This is a genomic window from Actinoplanes philippinensis (assembly GCF_900113015.1).
GTDB lineage: Bacteria > Actinomycetota > Actinomycetes > Mycobacteriales > Micromonosporaceae > Actinoplanes > Actinoplanes philippinensis.
Map to the genome: position 1 here is coordinate 148,562 of NZ_FONV01000004.1, position 17,933 is coordinate 166,494.

The 17,933-nt window shown below is 72.9% G+C and carries 18 protein-coding genes; 6 read left to right on the top strand and 12 right to left on the bottom strand.

Annotated elements, in window-relative coordinates; all coding sequences use genetic code 11:
• The first annotated feature begins 260 nt into the window (after positions 1-260).
• Entirely contained in the window at positions 261-884 is a 624-nt protein-coding gene (locus BM290_RS10965) for a hypothetical protein (RefSeq protein WP_093612768.1), read from the top strand.
• Here the strand turns inward: BM290_RS10965 and BM290_RS10970 are convergent.
• From BM290_RS10970 to BM290_RS10990, 5 genes are all read right to left on the bottom strand, one after another.
• Positions 857-2,026, bottom strand: coding sequence for a zinc-binding dehydrogenase (locus BM290_RS10970; protein ID WP_093613650.1), 1,170 nt, complete (start codon positions 2,024-2,026; stop codon positions 857-859). The two genes, BM290_RS10965 and BM290_RS10970, sit on opposite strands and share 28 nt — an antisense overlap.
• A complete protein-coding gene (locus BM290_RS10975; protein WP_093612770.1) occupies positions 2,023-3,489 on the bottom strand; it encodes a flavin-containing monooxygenase in 1,467 nt (488 codons plus the stop codon). The genes BM290_RS10970 and BM290_RS10975 overlap by 4 nt, the downstream gene beginning before the upstream one ends.
• A gap of 88 nt (positions 3,490-3,577) precedes the next feature.
• On the bottom strand, positions 3,578-4,006 hold the full coding sequence (locus BM290_RS10980; RefSeq protein WP_143133700.1) for a hypothetical protein: 429 nt from the start codon (positions 4,004-4,006) through the stop codon (positions 3,578-3,580).
• Positions 4,007-4,025: 19 nt separating this feature from the next.
• Positions 4,026-4,445, bottom strand: coding sequence for a DUF6193 family natural product biosynthesis protein (locus BM290_RS10985; RefSeq protein WP_093612774.1), 420 nt, complete (start codon positions 4,443-4,445; stop codon positions 4,026-4,028).
• 7 nt (positions 4,446-4,452) lie between these two features.
• Positions 4,453-5,487 (bottom strand): AraC family transcriptional regulator, encoded by a 1,035-nt coding sequence (locus BM290_RS10990; protein ID WP_093612776.1) that lies wholly within the window; start codon positions 5,485-5,487, stop codon positions 4,453-4,455.
• 267 nt (positions 5,488-5,754) lie between these two features.
• On the opposite strand from BM290_RS10990, the gene BM290_RS10995 reads away from it, so the two are divergent.
• On the top strand, positions 5,755-6,987 hold the full coding sequence (locus BM290_RS10995; RefSeq protein WP_093612778.1) for an EAL and HDOD domain-containing protein: 1,233 nt from the start codon (positions 5,755-5,757) through the stop codon (positions 6,985-6,987).
• 5 nt (positions 6,988-6,992) lie between these two features.
• Here the strand turns inward: BM290_RS10995 and BM290_RS48210 are convergent, their stop codons facing one another.
• Positions 6,993-7,613: a hypothetical protein gene (locus BM290_RS48210; RefSeq protein WP_177319658.1), complete on the bottom strand. Its 621-nt coding sequence runs from the start codon at positions 7,611-7,613 to the stop codon at positions 6,993-6,995.
• Between the two features lie 89 nt (positions 7,614-7,702).
• Here BM290_RS48210 and BM290_RS11005 point away from each other — a divergent pair, with 89 nt between their 5' ends.
• Entirely contained in the window at positions 7,703-8,668 is a 966-nt protein-coding gene (locus BM290_RS11005; RefSeq protein WP_093612782.1) for a helix-turn-helix transcriptional regulator, read from the top strand.
• On the opposite strand, the gene BM290_RS11010 is transcribed toward BM290_RS11005, so the two are convergent.
• Positions 8,659-9,576, bottom strand: a complete 918-nt coding sequence (locus tag BM290_RS11010; protein WP_093612784.1) for an SDR family oxidoreductase — start codon at positions 9,574-9,576, stop codon at positions 8,659-8,661. The genes BM290_RS11005 and BM290_RS11010 overlap by 10 nt on opposite strands.
• A 151-nt stretch (positions 9,577-9,727) precedes the next feature.
• On the opposite strand from BM290_RS11010, the gene BM290_RS11015 reads away from it, so the two are divergent.
• Positions 9,728-10,597, top strand: a complete 870-nt coding sequence (locus tag BM290_RS11015) for an aldo/keto reductase (protein WP_093613654.1) — start codon at positions 9,728-9,730, stop codon at positions 10,595-10,597.
• Here BM290_RS11015 and BM290_RS11020 read toward each other — a convergent pair.
• Positions 10,515-11,306: a metallophosphoesterase family protein gene (locus tag BM290_RS11020; protein WP_203779317.1), complete on the bottom strand. Its 792-nt coding sequence runs from the start codon at positions 11,304-11,306 to the stop codon at positions 10,515-10,517. The two genes, BM290_RS11015 and BM290_RS11020, sit on opposite strands and share 83 nt — an antisense overlap.
• A 31-nt stretch (positions 11,307-11,337) precedes the next feature.
• Between BM290_RS11020 and yiaA the strand changes: the two genes are divergently transcribed.
• Complete coding sequence (gene yiaA / locus BM290_RS11025; RefSeq protein ID WP_239143511.1) at positions 11,338-11,772, top strand: inner membrane protein YiaA; 435 nt, start codon at positions 11,338-11,340, stop codon at positions 11,770-11,772.
• Here the strand turns inward: yiaA and BM290_RS11030 are convergent.
• Positions 11,765-12,436, bottom strand: coding sequence for a lipoate--protein ligase family protein (locus BM290_RS11030; RefSeq protein WP_093612785.1), 672 nt, complete (start codon positions 12,434-12,436; stop codon positions 11,765-11,767). The genes yiaA and BM290_RS11030 overlap by 8 nt on opposite strands.
• Positions 12,433-14,130: a hypothetical protein gene (locus BM290_RS11035; protein ID WP_143133701.1), complete on the bottom strand. Its 1,698-nt coding sequence runs from the start codon at positions 14,128-14,130 to the stop codon at positions 12,433-12,435. The genes BM290_RS11030 and BM290_RS11035 overlap by 4 nt, the downstream gene beginning before the upstream one ends.
• A gap of 144 nt (positions 14,131-14,274) precedes the next feature.
• Here BM290_RS11035 and BM290_RS11040 point away from each other — a divergent pair, with 144 nt between their 5' ends.
• On the top strand, positions 14,275-15,450 hold the full coding sequence (locus BM290_RS11040) for a serine hydrolase domain-containing protein (RefSeq protein WP_093612788.1): 1,176 nt from the start codon (positions 14,275-14,277) through the stop codon (positions 15,448-15,450).
• A 43-nt stretch (positions 15,451-15,493) separates the two neighbouring features.
• On the opposite strand, the gene BM290_RS11045 is transcribed toward BM290_RS11040, so the two are convergent.
• Together BM290_RS11045 and BM290_RS11050 are read right to left on the bottom strand one after the other, a co-directional pair.
• A complete protein-coding gene (locus BM290_RS11045; protein ID WP_093612790.1) occupies positions 15,494-16,855 on the bottom strand; it encodes a TerD family protein in 1,362 nt (453 codons plus the stop codon).
• A 100-nt stretch (positions 16,856-16,955) separates the two neighbouring features.
• Positions 16,956-17,903, bottom strand: a complete 948-nt coding sequence (locus BM290_RS11050) for a DUF1152 domain-containing protein (protein WP_093612791.1) — start codon at positions 17,901-17,903, stop codon at positions 16,956-16,958.
• Positions 17,904-17,933 lie beyond the last annotated feature (30 nt).

Sequence of the window (17,933 nt, forward strand, 5' to 3'; positions counted from 1 at the left end):
GGGTGTCGCTCGCCGCTCTGTCCGTGCGGGCCGACGCTACGTCAGAAATGGGAACGTCCTTCCTGGTAAGACCGCCGGGAGCGCTCCCGGTCGCGGCGCCGCCTCATCGAGCCGAGTCGCTGCGGCGAGGCTAACCCATCACGCCCCGCGCGGGGACCCGACGAGGCCCCGGCACCCTACCGTGCCGCGGCGAACCGCCTCCGATCCCGTGCGACCCGTACGCCGGGATCGCCGTCGCCGACGGGGTGTAAGGATGGGGGGTGCCTTTCCCAGCGCTGACCCGGGTCGTTCCCACCGAGCGGTGGCAGCTCGCCCTCGAGTTCGACTCCGGGGAGGTCCGGCTCTTCGACTGTTCGGTGGCGCGGCTGCAGCGGGAGCGCCCGGAGCGGGACTGGACGGCGCTGGCGTCGCCGGAGCGGTTCAAGCATCTGGAGTTCGGGGCGGAGCGGGTATGGTGGCGTGACGGGCCGGCGCTGGAGGCCGATTTCCTGTTCACCGCGTCGGTGCCGCTGAAGGGGCGGGACCGGGAGAACCAGCTGTTGCGGGTGGCGTACCGGAATCAGGCGCCGACGCCGGAGCATCCCACCCATCACGTGTACTACGTGTGCGTGGTGCCGTTCGGGGCGCGGCCGTTCCTGCTCGGCGAGTCGATAAACGGCGGGCACGGCGAGACGGGCGGGTCGACGGCGCTGGGGCTGGCGCAGCTGCGGGCCTGGCGGGGCTGGCAGCGGCATTTCACGATGTCCGGGTGCGACTGGGCGGTGCCGCTGATCGGGGCGGACGAGCGGGCCAGCGTCGACGCCGTGGTGCGGGAGGTGTGCCGGCGCGCCGACACACCCGAGTCCGACACCGTCGGCTACGACTGGAAGTCCCGCAACCGGTAGGACGGGTCGACCAGGATCTTCGCGTGATGGTCGGCCCGGGCCAGCGCGTCGAAGGCGTCCGCGACCCCGTCCAGGCCGACGACGCCGGTCAGCAGCGGGCGCGGGTCGATGCGGCGGCGGGCCACCATCCGCAGCGCCTCGCGGAACTCGACCGGGTCGTAGCAGAAGGAGAACCGCAGGTCGACCTCCTTGTTGCTGGCCATCGTGGGCCGGAACGTGTCGGGCCGCATGCAGACGCCCACCACCACGATCCGGGACCGGAACGGCGCGCGGGTGACGATCTCCTCGATCACGCCGGGCAGCCCGACACATTCGAAGACGACGGCGCCACGCGGGCCCACGCCGGCCCGCTGAGCGGCCCGCATCACCGTCCACCACGGCACGCCACGGACCCTCTGCAGGTCGCGCAGCGCGGTCAGGCCGGCGCCGTACAGGTCGGTGGCCGACGTGACCAGCCCGGCGTCGCTCTCGATCACCGACCACGGTGACCGCTGCGCCGGGTCGACGACCACGTCGGCGCCGCACTTGCGGGCCAGCTCGCGGCGGCCCTCGGTGAAATCGCCGGCCACGACCCGCCGTACCCCCGCGGCTTTGAGCATCAGGATGACGGCGAGGCCGATCGGGCCGCATCCGATGACCACCGCGGTGTCGTTCTTCGCGACGTCGCCGCGCCGGACCGCATGGTGGGCGACCGCGAGGGGTTCGGTGAGGGCGGCGAGGCCGGGCTCGACGCCGGCCGGCACCGGCATGGTCGCGTCCTCGGAGACGAGCAGATATTCGGCGTACGCCCCGGGCGCGCGCTCGGACATGCCGGTCATGTGCACCTCGTCGCCGTGCCTGATCAGCGGCAGCGAGACGACGAGTTGTCCGGGCCGCCACCGGCGACGGCAGCCGGCCCCGTACTCGTCGACGGTCCCGGCGAACTCGTGACCCATCACGACCCGGTGCGAGCGGCGCATGAAGTCCGGGTAGCCGACCTCGGCGGCGACGTCGGCGCTGGCCTCGGCGTCGTGGCGGACGTGCAGGTCGGAGCCGCAGATCCCGGTACGGCTGACGCGCAGCCGCACCTGGCCGGGGCCGGGCACGGGTGTCGGGACCTCGGCGACCTCGAGGACGCCGTCCTGGACGACGACGGCTCTCATGCGTGGGCCTCCGTCCGGACGCGGGTCCATCGCAGCCCCTCGTCGAGGCCGGTGCGGTTGGTGGCCCAGACGTCGAGGAAGACGTTCTGCCGGAACGCCCACGGGTAGCGCCGTCCCGCGCGGGGCATGATGTCGGCGGCCCGCGCCAGATAGCCGGACTGCATGTCCATGAACGGCCCGGTCGGCCCGAGCCCGGCCGGGGTCACCGGCACGACGGCGTCGGAGCGGGTGTCTAGCAGTTTGCGCAGCACCCGGGCCAGCAGGCGGGCGGTCACGTCGGCGCGGACGGTCCAGGACAGGTTGATGTAGCCGATACAGACCGCGAAGTTGGGGATCCCGCTGAGCAGCGCCCCGTGGTAGGTGCAGCTCTTCGACACGTCCACGGGCTCGCCGTCGATGCTGAGGATGACCCCGCCGAGCAGTTTGATCCGCAGGCCGGTGGCGGTGACCACGATGTCCGCCTCGATGACGTCACCGTTGACCAGGCGGACGCCCTCGGGCACGAACCGGTCGATGTGCCCGGTCGCCACCGACGCCCGCCCCGAGCGGACCGCCCGGTAGAGATCACCGTCGGGGGCGATGCACATGCGCTGCTCCCACGGGTTGTAGGGCGGCCGGAAGTGCTCGTCGACCAGGGCCGCGTCGCCGACCGCGGCGATGGCGCCCTTGCGCAGCAGCGCGCGCATCCGGTTCGGGAAGCGGCGGCACGCCTGGTAGAGCGCCCATTGGGCCGCGGTGTTCTTGGCGCGGGTGATCCGGTGCACGGCCCCGACGGGCAGGATCCTTCCGAGGGTACGGGCGACCGCGTCCACCCGCGGCTGGGCCAGGACGTAGCCGGGCGTGCGCTGCAGCATGGTCACGTGGGCGGCGTCACCGGCCATGGCCGGCACCACGGTCACGGCGGTGGCCCCCGACCCGATCACCACCACGCGTTTGCCGGTGTGGTCGAGCCCGGCCGGCCAGAACTGCGGGTGCACGATGGTCCCGGTGAAGTCGCCGGTGCCGGCGAAGCCCGCGTCGTGCGGGTTCTCGTAGTCGTAGTACCCGGTGCAGCCGACCAGGAAGCGGGTCACGTAGGTGACCGTCGTCCCGTCGCGGTCGGCGGTCACGTGCCAGCGGGCGGCGGCGCTGTCCCAGTCGGCGGTGAGCACGCGCGTGCCGTACTCGATGAGCCTGTCGATCCCGCACTCCCGGGCGGTGTCCTCGACGTAGGCGAGCAGCTCGTCGCCGTCGACGATGGACCGCTCCCCCGGCCACGGCCGGAACGGGAACGACAGGGTGTAGATGTCGGAGTCGGAACGCACCCCCGGATAGCGGAACAGGTCCCAGGTGCCGCCGAGCCGGTCGCGTGCCTCGACGATGGTGACGCCGAGCTCCGGGCAGCGTTCCCGGATCCGGTGGGCGACGTCGATTCCGGAGATCCCGGCGCCGACGATGAGCACGTCAACGTGCGTGTCCGACATGGCGGCCCCTCGCGTTACGAGCGTGTTTCACGCATCGTGCCCGGGATCGGCCCCGCAAGACTTGACCCAGCCCGACAATCCCGGACGCTCACCGCCCGGTGATCGCGGCCTCGGCACAGGCGCGGTCGACCCGGGCCACCGCGGCGAGGAGCTCGTCGGTGGCCTTCGCCGCGTCGTCGCCGATCGCCGCCCGCTGCCAGGCCGTGTAGGCGGCCCGCACCCGCGACCCGGCCTCCTCGATCGGGCCGGAGCCCGACTTCGCGGCGCTGTCGATCAGCGCGGTGATCACCGCCTCGTCGATCTCGATCGCCTCCTGCGGGCGGGGCGCCTCGGCCGCCAGGCGGCAGGCCTTCACGGCGTCGGCGGTGGGGGACGCCGCGGTCGCGGGGGCCGCGGAGGTGGCGACGGCCGCCGCGGAGGTCACCGGCGGCGCCGCGACGGGTGTGCCGCCACCCGATTCGCAGGCCGCAACGGGCAGCACGGCGAGGACACCCACAATGATCGATACACGTCGCATGAGGGCACGATAGACGTGATCAGCCCGTCCGGTCCCGGTCCAGCACGGCGAGCACCAGGGCGACGCTCTCCCGCGCGGGCGCCGGGCCGAGCGCTCCGGGGACCGGGGGCGTGCCCCACAGGGTCACCGGCTGCGGCCCGGGGGTGTGGAGCCCGCGGCGGTCGGGGCCGGCGATCAGGTAGCGGCCCTCGCCGAACGGGCGCACCCAGGCCAGCGCCCGGCTCGGCGTCTCCGCGACCGACCGCCGGAAGCCGAGGTCCTGGTGGCTGGTGAACGGGCACAGCGCCCGCAGCCGTGGCTCGGCGGCCGCCGCTGTCAGGAAGTCGTGCAGGTCGTGCAGGTGGGGCGCCCTGCCCGGCGGCACGTCGAGCAGCCGCCGCCAGCGTTCGCCGATCATCTCGGCCTCGTCGTGTCCGTTCGGGCTGCCGGGGTCCGTCATCGTTCGATCATGCCGTGGCGCGATCGTGGCGGGCGCGGGCGCGGGGGCGGGTGGCGCGGACGCGGCGGGGCGGGACGCCCCACCAGCGGTGACACGCGCGGCTGAAGGTGGCCTGTTCGGCGAAGCCGAGACGGGCCGAGACGGCGCCGAACGGCATGGTCGTCTCGGTCAGGTAGTGGCGGGCGCGGTCGCGGCGGATGTTGTCGACGATGCGGGCGAAGGTGGTGCCCTGGGCGGCCAGGCGTCGCTGCAGCGTCCGCGGGTGCAGGGCGAGCGCGCGGGCGACGGCCTCCATCGGGACGGCGCCGAAGACCAGCATGCCGTCGACGACGGTGCTGATCCGGCCGGTCATGTCGTCGGCGTCGATCAGCAGGGTACGCAGGTACGCCTCGGCCCGGTCCCGCAGATCCTCGTGGGCGCCGGCGACCGGGCGGGTCAGCAGCCGGTCCGGGACCCGCAGCAGCGACTCGGGCGCGCCGAACCGCACCGGCGCCCGGTAGAACCGCCGGTAGCAGGCCGGGTCGGCGGCCGGACGGTACGACAGCCGCACGCCGGCCAGCCCGTACCCGTCGCCGAAGAGCAGGCACAGGGCGCGGTGCAGGAAACCGATCCCGGCGTCCAGGGCCTGCACCGGCGGCGGCCCCTGCGGGTGACCGCGGTAGCGCAGCGCGAGGACACCCGGCTCGCCGTCGGGGTCGGTGGTCCGGTCGACGTGCAGGGCGTCGCTGTGCACGGTGAGGTACCGCTCGGTGGCGGCCAGGGCATCGGCGCCGGTCCGGCAGTTGGCCAGCATCACGGCGAGCGGGCCGAGCGTGTCGAGGCCGTGCCGGGCGGCCATCCGCAGCCCCAGATCGGGGCACTCCAGGTCGTCGGCGGCCCGCTGCAGGAGGGCGGCCAGGCGGGACTGCTCGATCGGCAGGTCGTCGTGGTCGAGGACGGCCACGTCGAGGCCGGCGGCGCGCACCATCGGCTCCGGGTCCGCGCCCAGCTCACGGACCACCTCGGCGAAACCACGGATCCCGGCCGCGCGAACGGTCGCCATCGTCGCAGTCTCGGCATCGACCGGCGGCGCGTCAACACCGGCGCCGTTGCGAGTTCCGCGGCGCCTGCCACGCGGTCTCCCGCCTCTCCCCTTGGCCGGCACCGTTGCCGGCCCGATCATCCGGCCGGCACCGGCCGCACCACCAGCACCACAGATGTCAGCGATCCCCGCAGGTGTCCCCTCGTTCTACGCCTCAGGCGTGAAGTGCTCGGGGGTGTTCGTCAACACCAACCGCGAGGGGCCGGGAGATCAGGCAAGCTGACAGACATGAGCGATGTCCGAGCACCGCAGGTCCCGCCGAAGGACGTGACACAGCTGGTCCACGTCGCCCGGCAGCCGATCTTCGACGCCCAGGGCATGGTCGTCGGCTACGAGCTGCTGTTCCGCGGCCGGCTCGACGAGGTCGAGGCGTCCCAGCGCGACATCTCCGCCACCAGTCAGGTCATCGTCACCGCGTTCACCGAGTTCGGCCTGCCCGAGGTGGTCCGCGACAAGCTGTGCTTCATCAACATGACCAGGGAGTTCCTGGTCGGTGAGCTGGCCCTGCCGATCGGCCCGGAGCAGGTGGTCCTGGAGGTCCTCGAGTCGATCACGATCGACGACGAGGTGCTGGCCGGGGTGACCGCCCTGCACGAGGCCGGCTACCGGATCGCGCTCGACGACTTCGTGTGGGGGCTGGGCCACGACAAGCTGTTCAGCATCGCGTCCTTCGTCAAGCTGGACATGCTCGACGGCGACCTGAGCCGGCTGGAGGAGACGATCGAGGTGTGCCGGCGGTACCCGCAGATCCAGCTCGTCGCCGAACGCCTGGAGACCGAGGCGCACGTGGCGATGGCCGAGAGATACGGATGCGAGCTGCGCCAGGGGTACGCGCTGAGCCGTCCCCACGTGCTGACCACCTCCACGCTGTCGGCGTCGAAACTGCGGCGGCTGGAGCTGCTGGCCCTGCTGCACGCCACCGACACCGACATGAAGAAGGTCAGCGACCTGATCTCCACCGACCCGGCCCTGGCCATGCGCGTGCTCCGGGCCAGCAACAGCGCCGCGGCCGGGCTGCCCCAGCGGCTGTCGTCGGTGCCGCAGGCGGTGGTGCTGCTGGGCATCGCCAAGATTCGCCAGTGGGCGGCACTGATGATCGCCAGCGAGGTCACCGGCGCCAACGACGAGCAACTGACCGAGGCGCTGGTCCGGGCCCGGTTCTGCCATCGCCTGGCCCAGGAGTTCAAGGTCCCGCCGGAGACCGCTTTCCTGCTCGGCCTGCTCACCGGCGTCGCCGACCTGATGGGCATGCCGCGGGCCGACATGGCCACCCAGATGCCGCTCGCCGAGGACGTCGCAGCGGCCCTGCGCGGCGACGGCAGCCCGCTGCAGCGGGTGCTGCAAACCGTCGAGGCGTACGAGAACGGCACCATCCCCGAGGTCACCTCGGTCAACCTGGGCTCGGCATATCTGGAGATGCTGCGCTGGTCCACCCGGGTGGTGACGGGCGCCGACGACTGAGCGGGTCAGGACCCGGGCGGCAGCTCCTGGAAGAGCGGCGGCTCCTCCTCGTCGCTGCGCAGGACCGTCACCGGCGGCGCCTCCCAGACGGTGATCGTCCCGGCGATCAGCGAGATCCGGCCGCCGGCCTTCTCCACCCCGGTGACGGTCAGCGCGGCGTGCCGGCCGTCACCGGTACGGACACAGGTCTCCACCCCGGCGTCGGCCAGCTCCGGGGTGATCGTGAAGCCGTACTCGCTGGCCGCTAGGCAGGAGTAGTAGGCCGCCGACTTGTCGGCCAGTTCGCCGCCGCCGGCCTCCTCGACGCCCTGGGAGCCGTCGAGGAGCAGGTCGCAGCGTTCGGCGCAGTCCGTGGCGGCCCAGTCCGCCCGGCGCGAGTCGAGGTCGAGGCGGGCGCCGGCGGCCAGCCGCAGCTGCTCCGGGCCGCGGCGCACGGCCGGCGCGGCCTGGAAACCGGTGAGAACGACGGCCGGCGCGACGACGGCCTGGACGGTGGTGGACGTGCCGGCGAACCCGGCCGGCGTGGCACTCCAGTAGCCGCGCACCGGCACGAACAGTCCGGCAACAACGATGATCGCACCGACAACAGCACCGAAAAGGGCACGGAAGTTGAAAAGTGGGAACATCTCCTCACTTTCCCGCCTGCTCCAACGACCCGCAAAACAAGAAGTGGCGCAATTCCCCTGGAGCGTGAGGGTCGCCGACAATCGGGGACATGCGCGCAGCCCGGCTGATCTCGATGGTTCTGCTCCTCCAGTCGCGGGGCATGCTGACCGCCGCCGAGCTGGCGGCCGAGCTGGAGGTGTCCGAGCGGACCGTCTACCGCGACATGCTGGCGCTGTCGGCGGCCGGGGTGCCGGTCTACGCCGAGCAGGGCCGCTCCGGCGGATATCGGCTGGTCGGCGGCTACCGGACCCGGCTGACCGGGTTGAGCCACGCCGAGGCGGAGGCGCTGTTCCTGGCCGGGCTACCCGGCCCGGCCCGGGACATGGGCCTCGACGAGCCGGTCCAGTCGGTACGCCGCAAGGTGCTCGCCGCGCTGCCGGACGGGCTACGGGAGGCGTCACAGCGGGCCGGGCAGCGGTTCCACCTGGACGCGCCGGGCTGGTTCGATCGCGCCGATCCGCCCGAGCACCTGGCCGAGCTGGCGCAGGCCGTCTGGCAGGACCGGGTGCTGGCCCTGCGCTACCGGCGCCGCGACGAGGAGGTGTCCCGCGTCGTCGAGCCGTACGGGCTGGTCCTCAAGAACGGGGTCTGGTATCTGGTCGGCCGGGTGGGCGACGCCCTGCGCACCTACCGGGTGGACCGGGTCACCGGCGTGACCCCGGCGGGTGACGGGTTCACCCGCGACCCGGAGTTCGACCTGCCGGAGTTCTGGGCGGAGCGGGCGGCCGACTTCGTGCGGCAGATGCTGCGCGAGACGATCACGATCCGGCTCAGCCCCGGCGGGCTGCGGGCGCTGCGGTTCGTCGTCGATCCCCCGGCGGCACGGGAGGCGCTCGACGCCGCCGGCGAGCCGGATCCGGACGGGTGGGTACGGACCCGGCTGCCGGTGGAGTCACGGGACGTCGGTTACACGTACATGCTGCGCCTCGGCCCGGAGGTCGAGGTGCTGGAGCCGCCCGACCTGCGGCAACGGCTCGCCGACGCCGCGCGCCGCCTCGGTGACCTCTACCGGTAACCGGTCACGTCGGCGGGTTTCCCGGCGTCCTGCACCTCGACCACGTAACGCCAGGCGTCCGGGCGGCTGCCGTCGGTGTCGGTCAGGTCGTAGGCCTCGGCCAGGTCGAAGCTGGACACCGATCGCCCGTTCCAGCGGGCCCGGCCCGGGTCGGCGGCGAGCGCGGCGACGCCCCGGCCGACCAGCACCGGTGTCTCGGAGATCGCGAAGTGCGGCTCCTTGGCGCAGGCGTCCCGCCAGTTCTCCTCGGTGACGCCGTAGACGTCGAGCATCATCTCCGAGCGCAGCCAGCCCGGGGTGACGCCGACCGCGACCGCGTCGTGATCGGCCAGCTCGTGCGACCACGTCGACGCCAGCCGGTTGACCGACCACTTGGCCAGGTCGTAGAAGGCCGACGACCGGTAGTTGCGCAGGTTGTAGTCGAGGGTGCCGTCGCCGACCTCGATCACCAGGCCGCCCGGGTTGCGGATCAGCAGCGGCAGCGCGTAGTGGCTGGTGATGATGTGGGTGTCGACGGCCAGGCGCAGCAGCCGCAGGCCCGGCTCCAGGGGCTGCTCCCAGATCGGTTTGTGCCAGGTGGTCAGCGGGTCGCCGCCGAAGATGTCGTTGACCAGCACGTCGAGGCGGCCCTGCTCGCTGTCGATCCGGGCGGCCAGCTCGGCGACCCGGTCGTGGTCGAGGTGGTCGACGGCCACCGCGACACCGGTGCCGCCGGCCGCGGTGATCAGGTCGGCGGTGTCCTCGATGGTCTCCGGGCGGTCGTACTCGGAGCGCGCGGCCCGGGTGCTGCGGCCGGTCGCGTAGACGGTGGCGCCGGCCGCTCCGAGCTGCACCGCGATCTGCCGCCCGGCGCCGCGGGTCGCCCCGGCCACGAGGGCCACTTTCCCGGTGAGTGGTTTCGTCGTCATGGCACCGACACTTCCGCAAAACCCTGACAGCCTACGTCCGGTTTCCGCGGGTGATCGCCCACGTGCCGCTCGCCGAGCGGACCGCCGCCACCCTGGACACGCGTCGACAGCTCCCGGCGACCTCGCCGGCTCGTGCTCTAGCGTGGCGCTGATGACATCGATGACGGTTCCGGCAGGACGTATCGGGTTCGGGGCCATGCACCTGAGCGTCACGTCGGGCAGCGCCCGCGAGCAGGCGAAGGCGGTGGCTCGGCGGGCCGTCGAGCTGGGTGTTCCGCTGATCGACACGGCTCACCTGTACGGCGGCGGCGCCAACGAGGAACTGCTGGCCGAGGCGCTGTTCCCGTATCCGGACGGGCTTCTGGTCACCACGAAGGCCGGGGTGGCCCGGACCGGCCCGGACGGCGAGTGGCGTCTCGACGGCCGGCCGGACATCCTGCGGGAGCAGGTGGACCAGGCGCTGCGCCGGCTGCGGCTGGACCGCATCGAGCTGCTGCAGTTGCACCGCGTCGACCCGGAGATCCCGCTCGCCGACCAGATCGGCACGCTGCGGGACCTCCGGGACGCCGGCAAGATCAACATGATCGGGCTGTCCGAGGTGACCGTGGACCAGCTCGACCAAGCCCGGGACATCGTCGCGATCGCAAGCGTGCAGAACCGGTACAACGCGCTGGACCGCGAGCACGAGCCGGTGCTGGAGGCCTGCGAGCGGGCCGGCATCGCCTTCCTTCCGTGGCGGCCGGTCGCCGCCGGCACGACCGGCTCGAACGCGGCGTTCGCGACGGTGGCCGCCGAGACCGGCGCGACCGCCACCCAGATCGCGCTGGCCTGGCTGCTGCACCGGTCCCCGGTCATGCTGCCGATCCCCGGCACCGCCCGGATCGCCCACCTGGAGGAAAATCTGGCCGCCGAGCGGGTGCGGCTGACCGAGGCACAGTTCAGGCTGGTCGGCGGTGATATCGCGGCGCGCCCGGATCGTGCATGGCCCCGCGGTAGACGCCGTGGCGCGCCTCGGAGATGAACCCGTCCAGCTCGGGCATGCCCATCCGGGCCGCGACGGCGATCTCCGCCTCCGCGTCGTACGGCACCCGCACGAACTGCACCGAGAACGGCGCCGGCACGTCCGAGCCGAGCCGTCCCTCGACGATGACGTAGACCGGGTTCGGGTCGTTCATCGAGTTGCCGACGCTGCCGGTGTTGAAGAGGGTGAGCCCGTTGCCCGCGACCTCGTAGAACGGGTCGTGGGTGTCGCCGTACCCGACGACGGAGGGCGCCGGGCCGTCCCCGGTGGCCGGGGTGTTGGCGAACATCCCGAGGAACTCCCGCTCGTCGTGGTCGAACCGGACACGCCGGTGCACGCTCGTCGCCGACGCGTGGAACAGCCGCACCCGCCGGCCGCTGATCAGGAAATCGTGGCTGAACGGCAGTGCCCGCAGCCAGTCGCCCTGACCCTCGCCGAGCTGGGCCAGCCACCAGGCCAGGCCCTCGCTGTCGTGGGTGCGCCCGGGGTCCGGCAGGAAGTCGTCCCAGTTGCCGCGGATGTTGACCGCGCACCGCTGCCGGCAGACGTCGATCACCTCACGGCCGCGCGGGCCTTTGCCGACGTAGTCGCCGAGGTTGTAGATCAGCTCGATGCCGCGGGAGTCGATGTCGGCGAGGACCGCTTCGAGGGCGGTGAGATTGCCGTGCACGTCGGAGATCAGCGCGATGCGGTCCGCAGAGTTGCCCACCGCGACGATCGTACTGGGGCAAAATGACGACGTGACCAGCCCGCCGCCGCCCTCGGCCAAGCCGACCGCGGCTTTCGTCGGCGCCTCCTGGGCGGCACTGGTGCTCGGCGTCGTCGCGTTCCTGGTGGGCCTCTGGAACGCGGCGATGGCCCGCAGCGAGAAAGGCTTCTACGCGGCCGTGCTGGTGCTGGGCCTGTTCGCGGCGATCTCGCTGCAGAAGTCGGTGCGGGACCGCGCCGAGGGCATCCCGGTGACGGCGCTGTACCTGGGCCTGTCGTGGGCGGTCGTCGGGATCGCGATCGTGATGCTGGTGGTCGGCCTGTGGAGCAGCACGCTGGAGCTGAGCGAGAAGGGCTTCTACGGTCTCGCGTTCGCGATGACGCTGTTCGCGGCGGTGGCCGTGCAGAAGAACGTCCGCGACTCCCTCCAGCACCGCGAGCCGCCGCAGCACAGCGGCTTCACGTGACCGGCCGGGCCGTCCGGGTGTAGGCGGCGCGGACCGCGGCGACGACCAGTTGCGGGGTCACGCCGGGGACGGTGTCCTCGAGGGCGCCGACGGTCGCCGGGTCGAAGTCGTAGCCGAGCTCGGCGTAGGCGGGGGTCAGCGCCTCGCGCAGCCGGTCCGCCCCGGTGACCTGGATGACCGTGCTGAACAGCCAGCCGTCGCGGGTCACCCGCTGCGCCGAGCCGACGATCTTGGCGCCGCCGGCGTTGATGCTGTACTCGCCGGGACAGTACTCGGCGGGCACCGGGCCGATCCGGGCGTCGGCGCCGAGGCCGCGGAGCACGTCGGCGTGCAGCCGGGCGAAACGCCGGAACCGCTCGACCGGCTCCAGGGGCTCCCCGGCGGCGCGGTGCACGTGGTCGACGACGACGCTGCCGGGGTGGTAGGCGGCGAGGCTGCCGCCCTGCGGGCGCACGACGGGATGAAAACCATGACGTCGTACGGCCTCCGCCGCCCGTGGATAGCCGGGACGCAGCGTGTCCCGGCGGCTGAACGCGGCGGTCGGCTGCGGCGAGTAGAGGCGCAGGATGTCCCGGGCGTCACCGAGGCCCTCGCGCAGCAGCCGCGGCCCGAGCGCCATGTCGTACGCCGGGTCGCCCTCGGAGTCCAGCTCGACGAACGTCACCCGGCCGATCTTACGGACGCCCGGTACCGGTCGTTCGCGGCGAGCACCTCCACCAGCGCGGCGGCCCGGTCCCACATCACCGGGTCGGGCCGGACCGCCCCCAGCCCACCCCGGCTCATCGGCTGCCGGGCGAGGTGGGCCAGTCCCGCGACCGAGGCGAGGACCAGCCGGATCTCGCCGTCGGCAGCGGCCGCGTGGGTCCCGGTGCCGAGCGGGGCGGACCAGAGTTGCCGGGCGCGCAGCCCGTACAGATCGCCGGGCACGTCCTGGGGTTCGAGGGTGTCGGCGTCGAGGTACTGCAGGCCGTGCTGCCAGTCGGTGGCGGCGACCGCGTTACGGTACGGCGCCCACGCGATCGCGCCGTGGCCGTGCCGCCGGATGACCGCCGGCCGGAGCAGGCCGCCGTCGACCCGCCAGCCGACCACCTCGGTGGCGTCGCAGCTGAACACCAGGTCGGGGCCGGCCAGGCAGAGGCCGCGCCAGTCCTGGGAGATCCGCGGGTACGAGTGGACCGGGCCGCGCAGCCGGTTGCCGGGGCCGAGACCGGCGACGGTGATCCGGTCACCGGCGAAGGCGACCCGCCGGTCGACCGGATCGGTGTCCAGGACCATGCACCGCAGGTCGGCGACACCCTCCGGGCGGCGGATCGCGGGCGGCCCGTGGCGGCGGATCAACGACACCTCGGGCCACGGCAGGCCGGGCGCCCGTCGCGCCGACGCGACCTGCGACGTCCCGTCGAGGGTGCCGGGCCGCAGGTCGTACACCCATCCGTTGACCGACCGGCCGGTGCGCCGCCCGGGCCCGAACCGCCAGACGGTGGACCGCAGCACCGGCTCGCCCGGCCAGCGCTGCACGACGATCGGGGCGTCCCCCTCGAACGACACCGGGCCGGGGTCGATCTCGTCCAGTTCGTGGGCGGCCAGCCGGGTGCCCGACGCGACGTCGTAGACCCGCAGCTCCGAGGCGAGCGTGACCGCCATCAGCCGCTCGTCGGCGCTGAACGCGCCGCGCAGCACCGGCCGGTCCGTCGGCAGGATCCGGGGCGTGGCCAGCAGGGTGACGAGTTCCCGCAGGTGTTCCGGATCGGCGTCGCGCAGCAGCGTGTACAGCTCGTCGCCGGCTCGGTCCGGCGGCCGCCATCGCGGGTCGGCGTGGCGCAGCGCCTCGGCGGCATCGGCGGGCGGCAGGTCACGGGCGAACCGCCACAGCCCGTCCCAGTCGTGGTCGCGCACCAGGCGACCGGTCAGGTAGTCGACGACGGCGGCGGTGCGGGGGGCGCCGTCCAGGGTGTCGAGGACGTGCGCGGCGGGGCGGCTCAGGTGTCGCCGGGCGATCTCGGCGATCGGGTGCCCGGTGCGGCCGAGCGCTTCGGCGAGCCCTTCGGCGGTACAGCGGTGCGCCGGGTCGTCGAGGGCGACCCGGCTCAGCCGGTGCACCTGCCCGGGGTCGAACAGGCCGCTGTTCAGTGTCCACGCGAACGCGGCGGGGCGGTTCCAGCGGAGCAGGACGGTCCACCAGCGGTCGTCGGCGGTGAGCAGCCAGCACTCCCAGAGGGCGTCCACGGCGACCTGCGCGCCACGGTCACCGGCCCCGATCAGCCGCCTGATCCGGTACTCCGTACGCCATCCGCGGTCACCGGCGGCCACCCCGGCGACGACGCGCCGGGCGAGCGACTCCAACACCGATCTTCTCAAGTCCTCAATGCTGCCTCCCGTCGTCAAGGCCGGCCCTCGTGCGGGCCTTCCCGTAGGGGGCCGGCCAGGGTTCCCGGACATTGATTCAGATCGCTGCGGCTGGCACTGTCGGCACGGTGGACATCGTTCGGGGGGAGAGTCACCATGCCTAGTCGCCGATCTGTTCTGGCCGGTTCCGCCGCGATGGCGGTCGCCGCCGGCGCCGGGATCGGGTCACCGGCCGCGGCGTCGTCCGGCGGCCTGGACCGGGCCGCGTTGCAGGACGCGCTCGACCGCATCGTCGCCACCGGGGCCACCGCGGCGCTGGCCCGGGTGGACGGCCCGGCCGGCACCTGGCGCGGTTCCAGCGGAGTGATCGAGCTGGGCCGCCCGGCCCGCCCGCTCGCCGCCGGGCGGTTCCGGGTCGGCAGCATCACCAAGACCTTCGTGTCGACCGTGGTGCTCCAGCTCGCCGCCGAGCGCCGGCTGCATCTCGACGACACCCTCGACCGCTGGCTGCCCGGCGCGATCCCGGACGGCGCCCGGATCACGCTCCGCAACCTGCTGCAGCACACCAGCGGCATCGTCGACTACACCGAGGTGCTGTTCGCGACGATCGAGGACGTGCTGGCCGCCCGCTACCGCACGTTCCGCCCCGAGGAGCTGGTGGCGCTCGCCGCCGCCCGGCCGCCGGTGTTCGAGCCGGGCGCCTCGTGGGCCTACTCCAACACCAACTACGTGCTGCTCGGCCTGGTCATCCGCAAGGTCACCGGGCGGGCGTACGGCCGGGAGGTCGCCGATCGCATCCTGCGCCCGCTGCACCTGTACGGCACCGAGGTCCCCGGCGCCGACGCCACGATCGACGGCCCGCACGCGCACGGCTACGAGCCGGTCCCGCAGGACGGCGGGCCGGTGCCGCTGGACTTCACCGACCTCAACCCGTCGATGGCGTACTCCGCCGGAGAGATCGTCTCCACCACCGCCGACCTCAACCGGTTCTACCGTTCCCTGCTCAGCGGCGGCCTGCTCCGGCGCGCCCAGCTGGCCGAGATGCTGACCCCGGTCGGTGACCTCAACTACGGCCTCGGCATCTACCAGGAGCAACTGCCCGGCGGCCGCACCCTGTGGGGCCACACCGGCGGCATCTTCGGCTACCTCACGTACTCGTTCTCCACCCCGGACGCCGCCACCCAGCTGACCGTCTCGATCAACCCGTGGATCGGCGACTTCGGCCAGGCCCTGCGGGATCTGACCCTGACCGCGTTCGGCGTCCCGGCCCCGGCCACCGCCCGGTCCGCGGCCGTCGGTTTCCCGATCCTGGGCGGCCGGCTGCGCCCGTGAACGTGTCGTCGCCCGATCCGCCCACCGCGCCGTACGGGTGTGATCATCCGGCGAACCAGCGTCTGCCGGGCGCCGGGCAGGAGCCCTCGTACGTGGTCAGGCCGATGCCACGATTGCGGCGCTTGCTACGCCCGACCGGGCTGCTACGGTGCCGCTGCACCCAGTTCCCCGCGGTGTCCAGAACCGGCATGACCTCGCTGAAGAGGCTGCTGTACCTGGTTTCGCCGTCCACGGTCAGGATCCCGTCCCGCACGTCGATGTGCGCCACTGTCGCCCAGAACGAGTTGCGCCCGTTGCCGACGTGCACCACGATCTCGTCCGCGTCCGGGCCGGGAAGCCCGTCGGGCTCGGCACGGCCGTACCGGATGACCACGCGCGGGCGGCCGAACTTGTCGATCGCTCCCGCACCGTTGTCGACGCTCTGGTAGACGTTCACCAGCAGATCACCGTTCTCGGTCGGTTTCACGTGCACCCGCTCCACCGCCGGCCGGTTGTCCCTGCCCGGCCCTTTGCTGTCGCCGGAGTGCTTGACGAACGGCCACTTGCCGAGACTCCCCCGGTGGCGGCTCTCCCCACTGATCACGACGTAGCGGTTGGTGGCCTCGTCCCGGCAGAAGAAGTAGACGTCGAGGTCACCGGACCCGTAACTCGTGACCGCACCGCCACGGTCGTACGAGGCGCCGCGCCCGTCCCACTCCAGCCCGACCGTGAGCACCCAGCCCGGCTCGCCCTGGCTCTTACGCAGATCGATCCGTGCCGTCCTGGCCGGGTCATCCTTGGTCAGCGAGACCTTGACCTTCCGGAAGTCGACAGCCGGGCCCGCGGCGACCGGTGACGGCGGCGGGCCCGCGTCCGCGGCAGGTGCCGGGGCAGGTGCGGCCGCCGGAGCCGGGGCCTCCACTGCTGCATCGGGCCCGGGGTCGCCGACATCGATGCCGTGATCGGTCGCGAAGGCGGCCAGCCCGCCGTCGTAGCCCTGCCCGATCGCATCGAGACGCCAGCCGCCCCCACGCCGATACAACGCGACCACCTGCAGAACCGTCTCGGCAGTCAGCCCGTCCGGCTCGAACTCGTAGTGGCTCTCCGCACCGTGCACGTCGACCGCCAGCCCGGACAGCTCCCCGAACGTCCGCCCCTGCGCCTCGGTGCTCCCGCTGACCAGGATCCGCTGGACATCCCCCGGCACCCTCTCGAGATCGAGCCGCACCGCCGCGTCCGAGACGAGTTCGACTCCGGGCCCCTCCGGATTGTTGAAGAACACGAAGTCATCGTCACTTCGCACTCGCCCGTCCGGCCCGAGCAGAACCGCCGCCACGTCCACCAGCGCGGACGTCTCGGCCGTCCGGACACTCACGGTGAACCGTGACCCGCTCAGGTCAGTCTTGGATCCCTTACCAACCCGCATCCCCCCATGGTCGGCCCGCACCGTCACTTTCACGGGCGGTTCGCTCAACCGGCCCCGCGGCGATTGCCGCCTCGGCGGGACAAGGGCGCGGGTGACGGGCCTAATGGGGAAAGGCGACCCGGGGACGCGGCTCGATCTCGTCGCGGAAACGCTCGATGATGTGGCTGACCTCGAGCATGTGGCCGGTGCCCCGGATCCGGTCCAGGTACAACGACTGAGCGGCCAGTCCGGGCAGGTCGAAGGTGAAGTACATCGCCATCAGCGGGTTGACGAACAACGGCGATCCGGCGGTACGGTCGTCGAGCGCCACGTCCCCCGCGGCCCCGGTCAGCGCCGCCGCGATCTGGCCGTTGACGATGCTCGACCGTCCCGGCGTCTCGGCCCGCGCGTGCTCGACCGCGTCCCGGTAGAGCGCCGCCTCCCGCCCGTGCGACGGCACACTGAAGGCGCCGAGGTAGGCGCCGGCACGGTCGAGGGCGGCGATGTTCTCCAGCACCTGCACGTGGTTGACGCCGTGGTAGGCGTCGACACCGAACCCGATCGACGCCACCAGCCGGGTCGTCACCGGCGTTCCGGCCACCGCGGCGAGGCTGGTGGCGTCCTCGACGGGGGTGCCCAGGGCCGCCTCGTCGCCGCGCATCAGGATGTCGGTGCCGCCGTCGACCAGCACGATCGCGTCGAGGTCGAGCCGTTTCGCCAGCCGGCGGTAGGCGCCGCGCAGTGGCCGTACCCCGGTGCGGGGGAACGCGTGGACGGTGTCCGGCAGCCCCTGCCGGGCCAGCCAGCGGGCGAGCGTCCGCTCCGGGAAGTAGTCGTGGTGGGACCGGGTGGCCGCGGTGATCGCCGCGACGCCGTCGTCCGTCCGGACGTCGCTGTCGAGCTCGTACAGGTTGACCAGCGACAGGCTCCCGAAGTGGACCGTCCGGCCGGTCGCCGTCAGCGCGAGCCCCAGCGGCAGCCCCGCGTAGACGTCGAACCCGCCGCCGGCGCCGGCGATCAGCACCCGCCGGGAGTCGCTCAGCGCTTCGAAGAACGGCAGCCGCCACATCGGGCCATGATCGGTGCGGCCGGGGCCGGC

Bases quoted from the DNA above. Each gene is read 5' to 3' on its own strand.
- BM290_RS11045 (WP_093612790.1), bottom strand. From the start codon at position 16,855: ATGCGGGTTGGTAAGGGATCCAAGACTGACCTGAGCGGGTCACGGTTC.
- BM290_RS10995 (WP_093612778.1), top strand. From the start codon at position 5,755: ATGAGCGATGTCCGAGCACCGCAGGTCCCGCCGAAGGACGTGACACAG.
- BM290_RS11010 (WP_093612784.1), bottom strand. From the start codon at position 9,576: ATGACGACGAAACCACTCACCGGGAAAGTGGCCCTCGTGGCCGGGGCG.
- BM290_RS48210 (WP_177319658.1), bottom strand. From the start codon at position 7,613: ATGTTCCCACTTTTCAACTTCCGTGCCCTTTTCGGTGCTGTTGTCGGT.
- BM290_RS10975 (WP_093612770.1), bottom strand. From the start codon at position 3,489: ATGTCGGACACGCACGTTGACGTGCTCATCGTCGGCGCCGGGATCTCC.
- BM290_RS11040 (WP_093612788.1), top strand. From the start codon at position 14,275: ATGCCTAGTCGCCGATCTGTTCTGGCCGGTTCCGCCGCGATGGCGGTC.
- BM290_RS10970 (WP_093613650.1), bottom strand. From the start codon at position 2,026: ATGAGAGCCGTCGTCGTCCAGGACGGCGTCCTCGAGGTCGCCGAGGTC.
- BM290_RS10985 (WP_093612774.1), bottom strand. From the start codon at position 4,445: ATGACGGACCCCGGCAGCCCGAACGGACACGACGAGGCCGAGATGATC.
- BM290_RS11050 (WP_093612791.1), bottom strand. From the start codon at position 17,903: ATGTGGCGGCTGCCGTTCTTCGAAGCGCTGAGCGACTCCCGGCGGGTG.
- BM290_RS11015 (WP_093613654.1), top strand. From the start codon at position 9,728: ATGACATCGATGACGGTTCCGGCAGGACGTATCGGGTTCGGGGCCATG.
- BM290_RS10990 (WP_093612776.1), bottom strand. From the start codon at position 5,487: ATGGCGACCGTTCGCGCGGCCGGGATCCGTGGTTTCGCCGAGGTGGTC.
- BM290_RS11005 (WP_093612782.1), top strand. From the start codon at position 7,703: ATGCGCGCAGCCCGGCTGATCTCGATGGTTCTGCTCCTCCAGTCGCGG.
- BM290_RS10980 (WP_143133700.1), bottom strand. From the start codon at position 4,006: ATGCGACGTGTATCGATCATTGTGGGTGTCCTCGCCGTGCTGCCCGTT.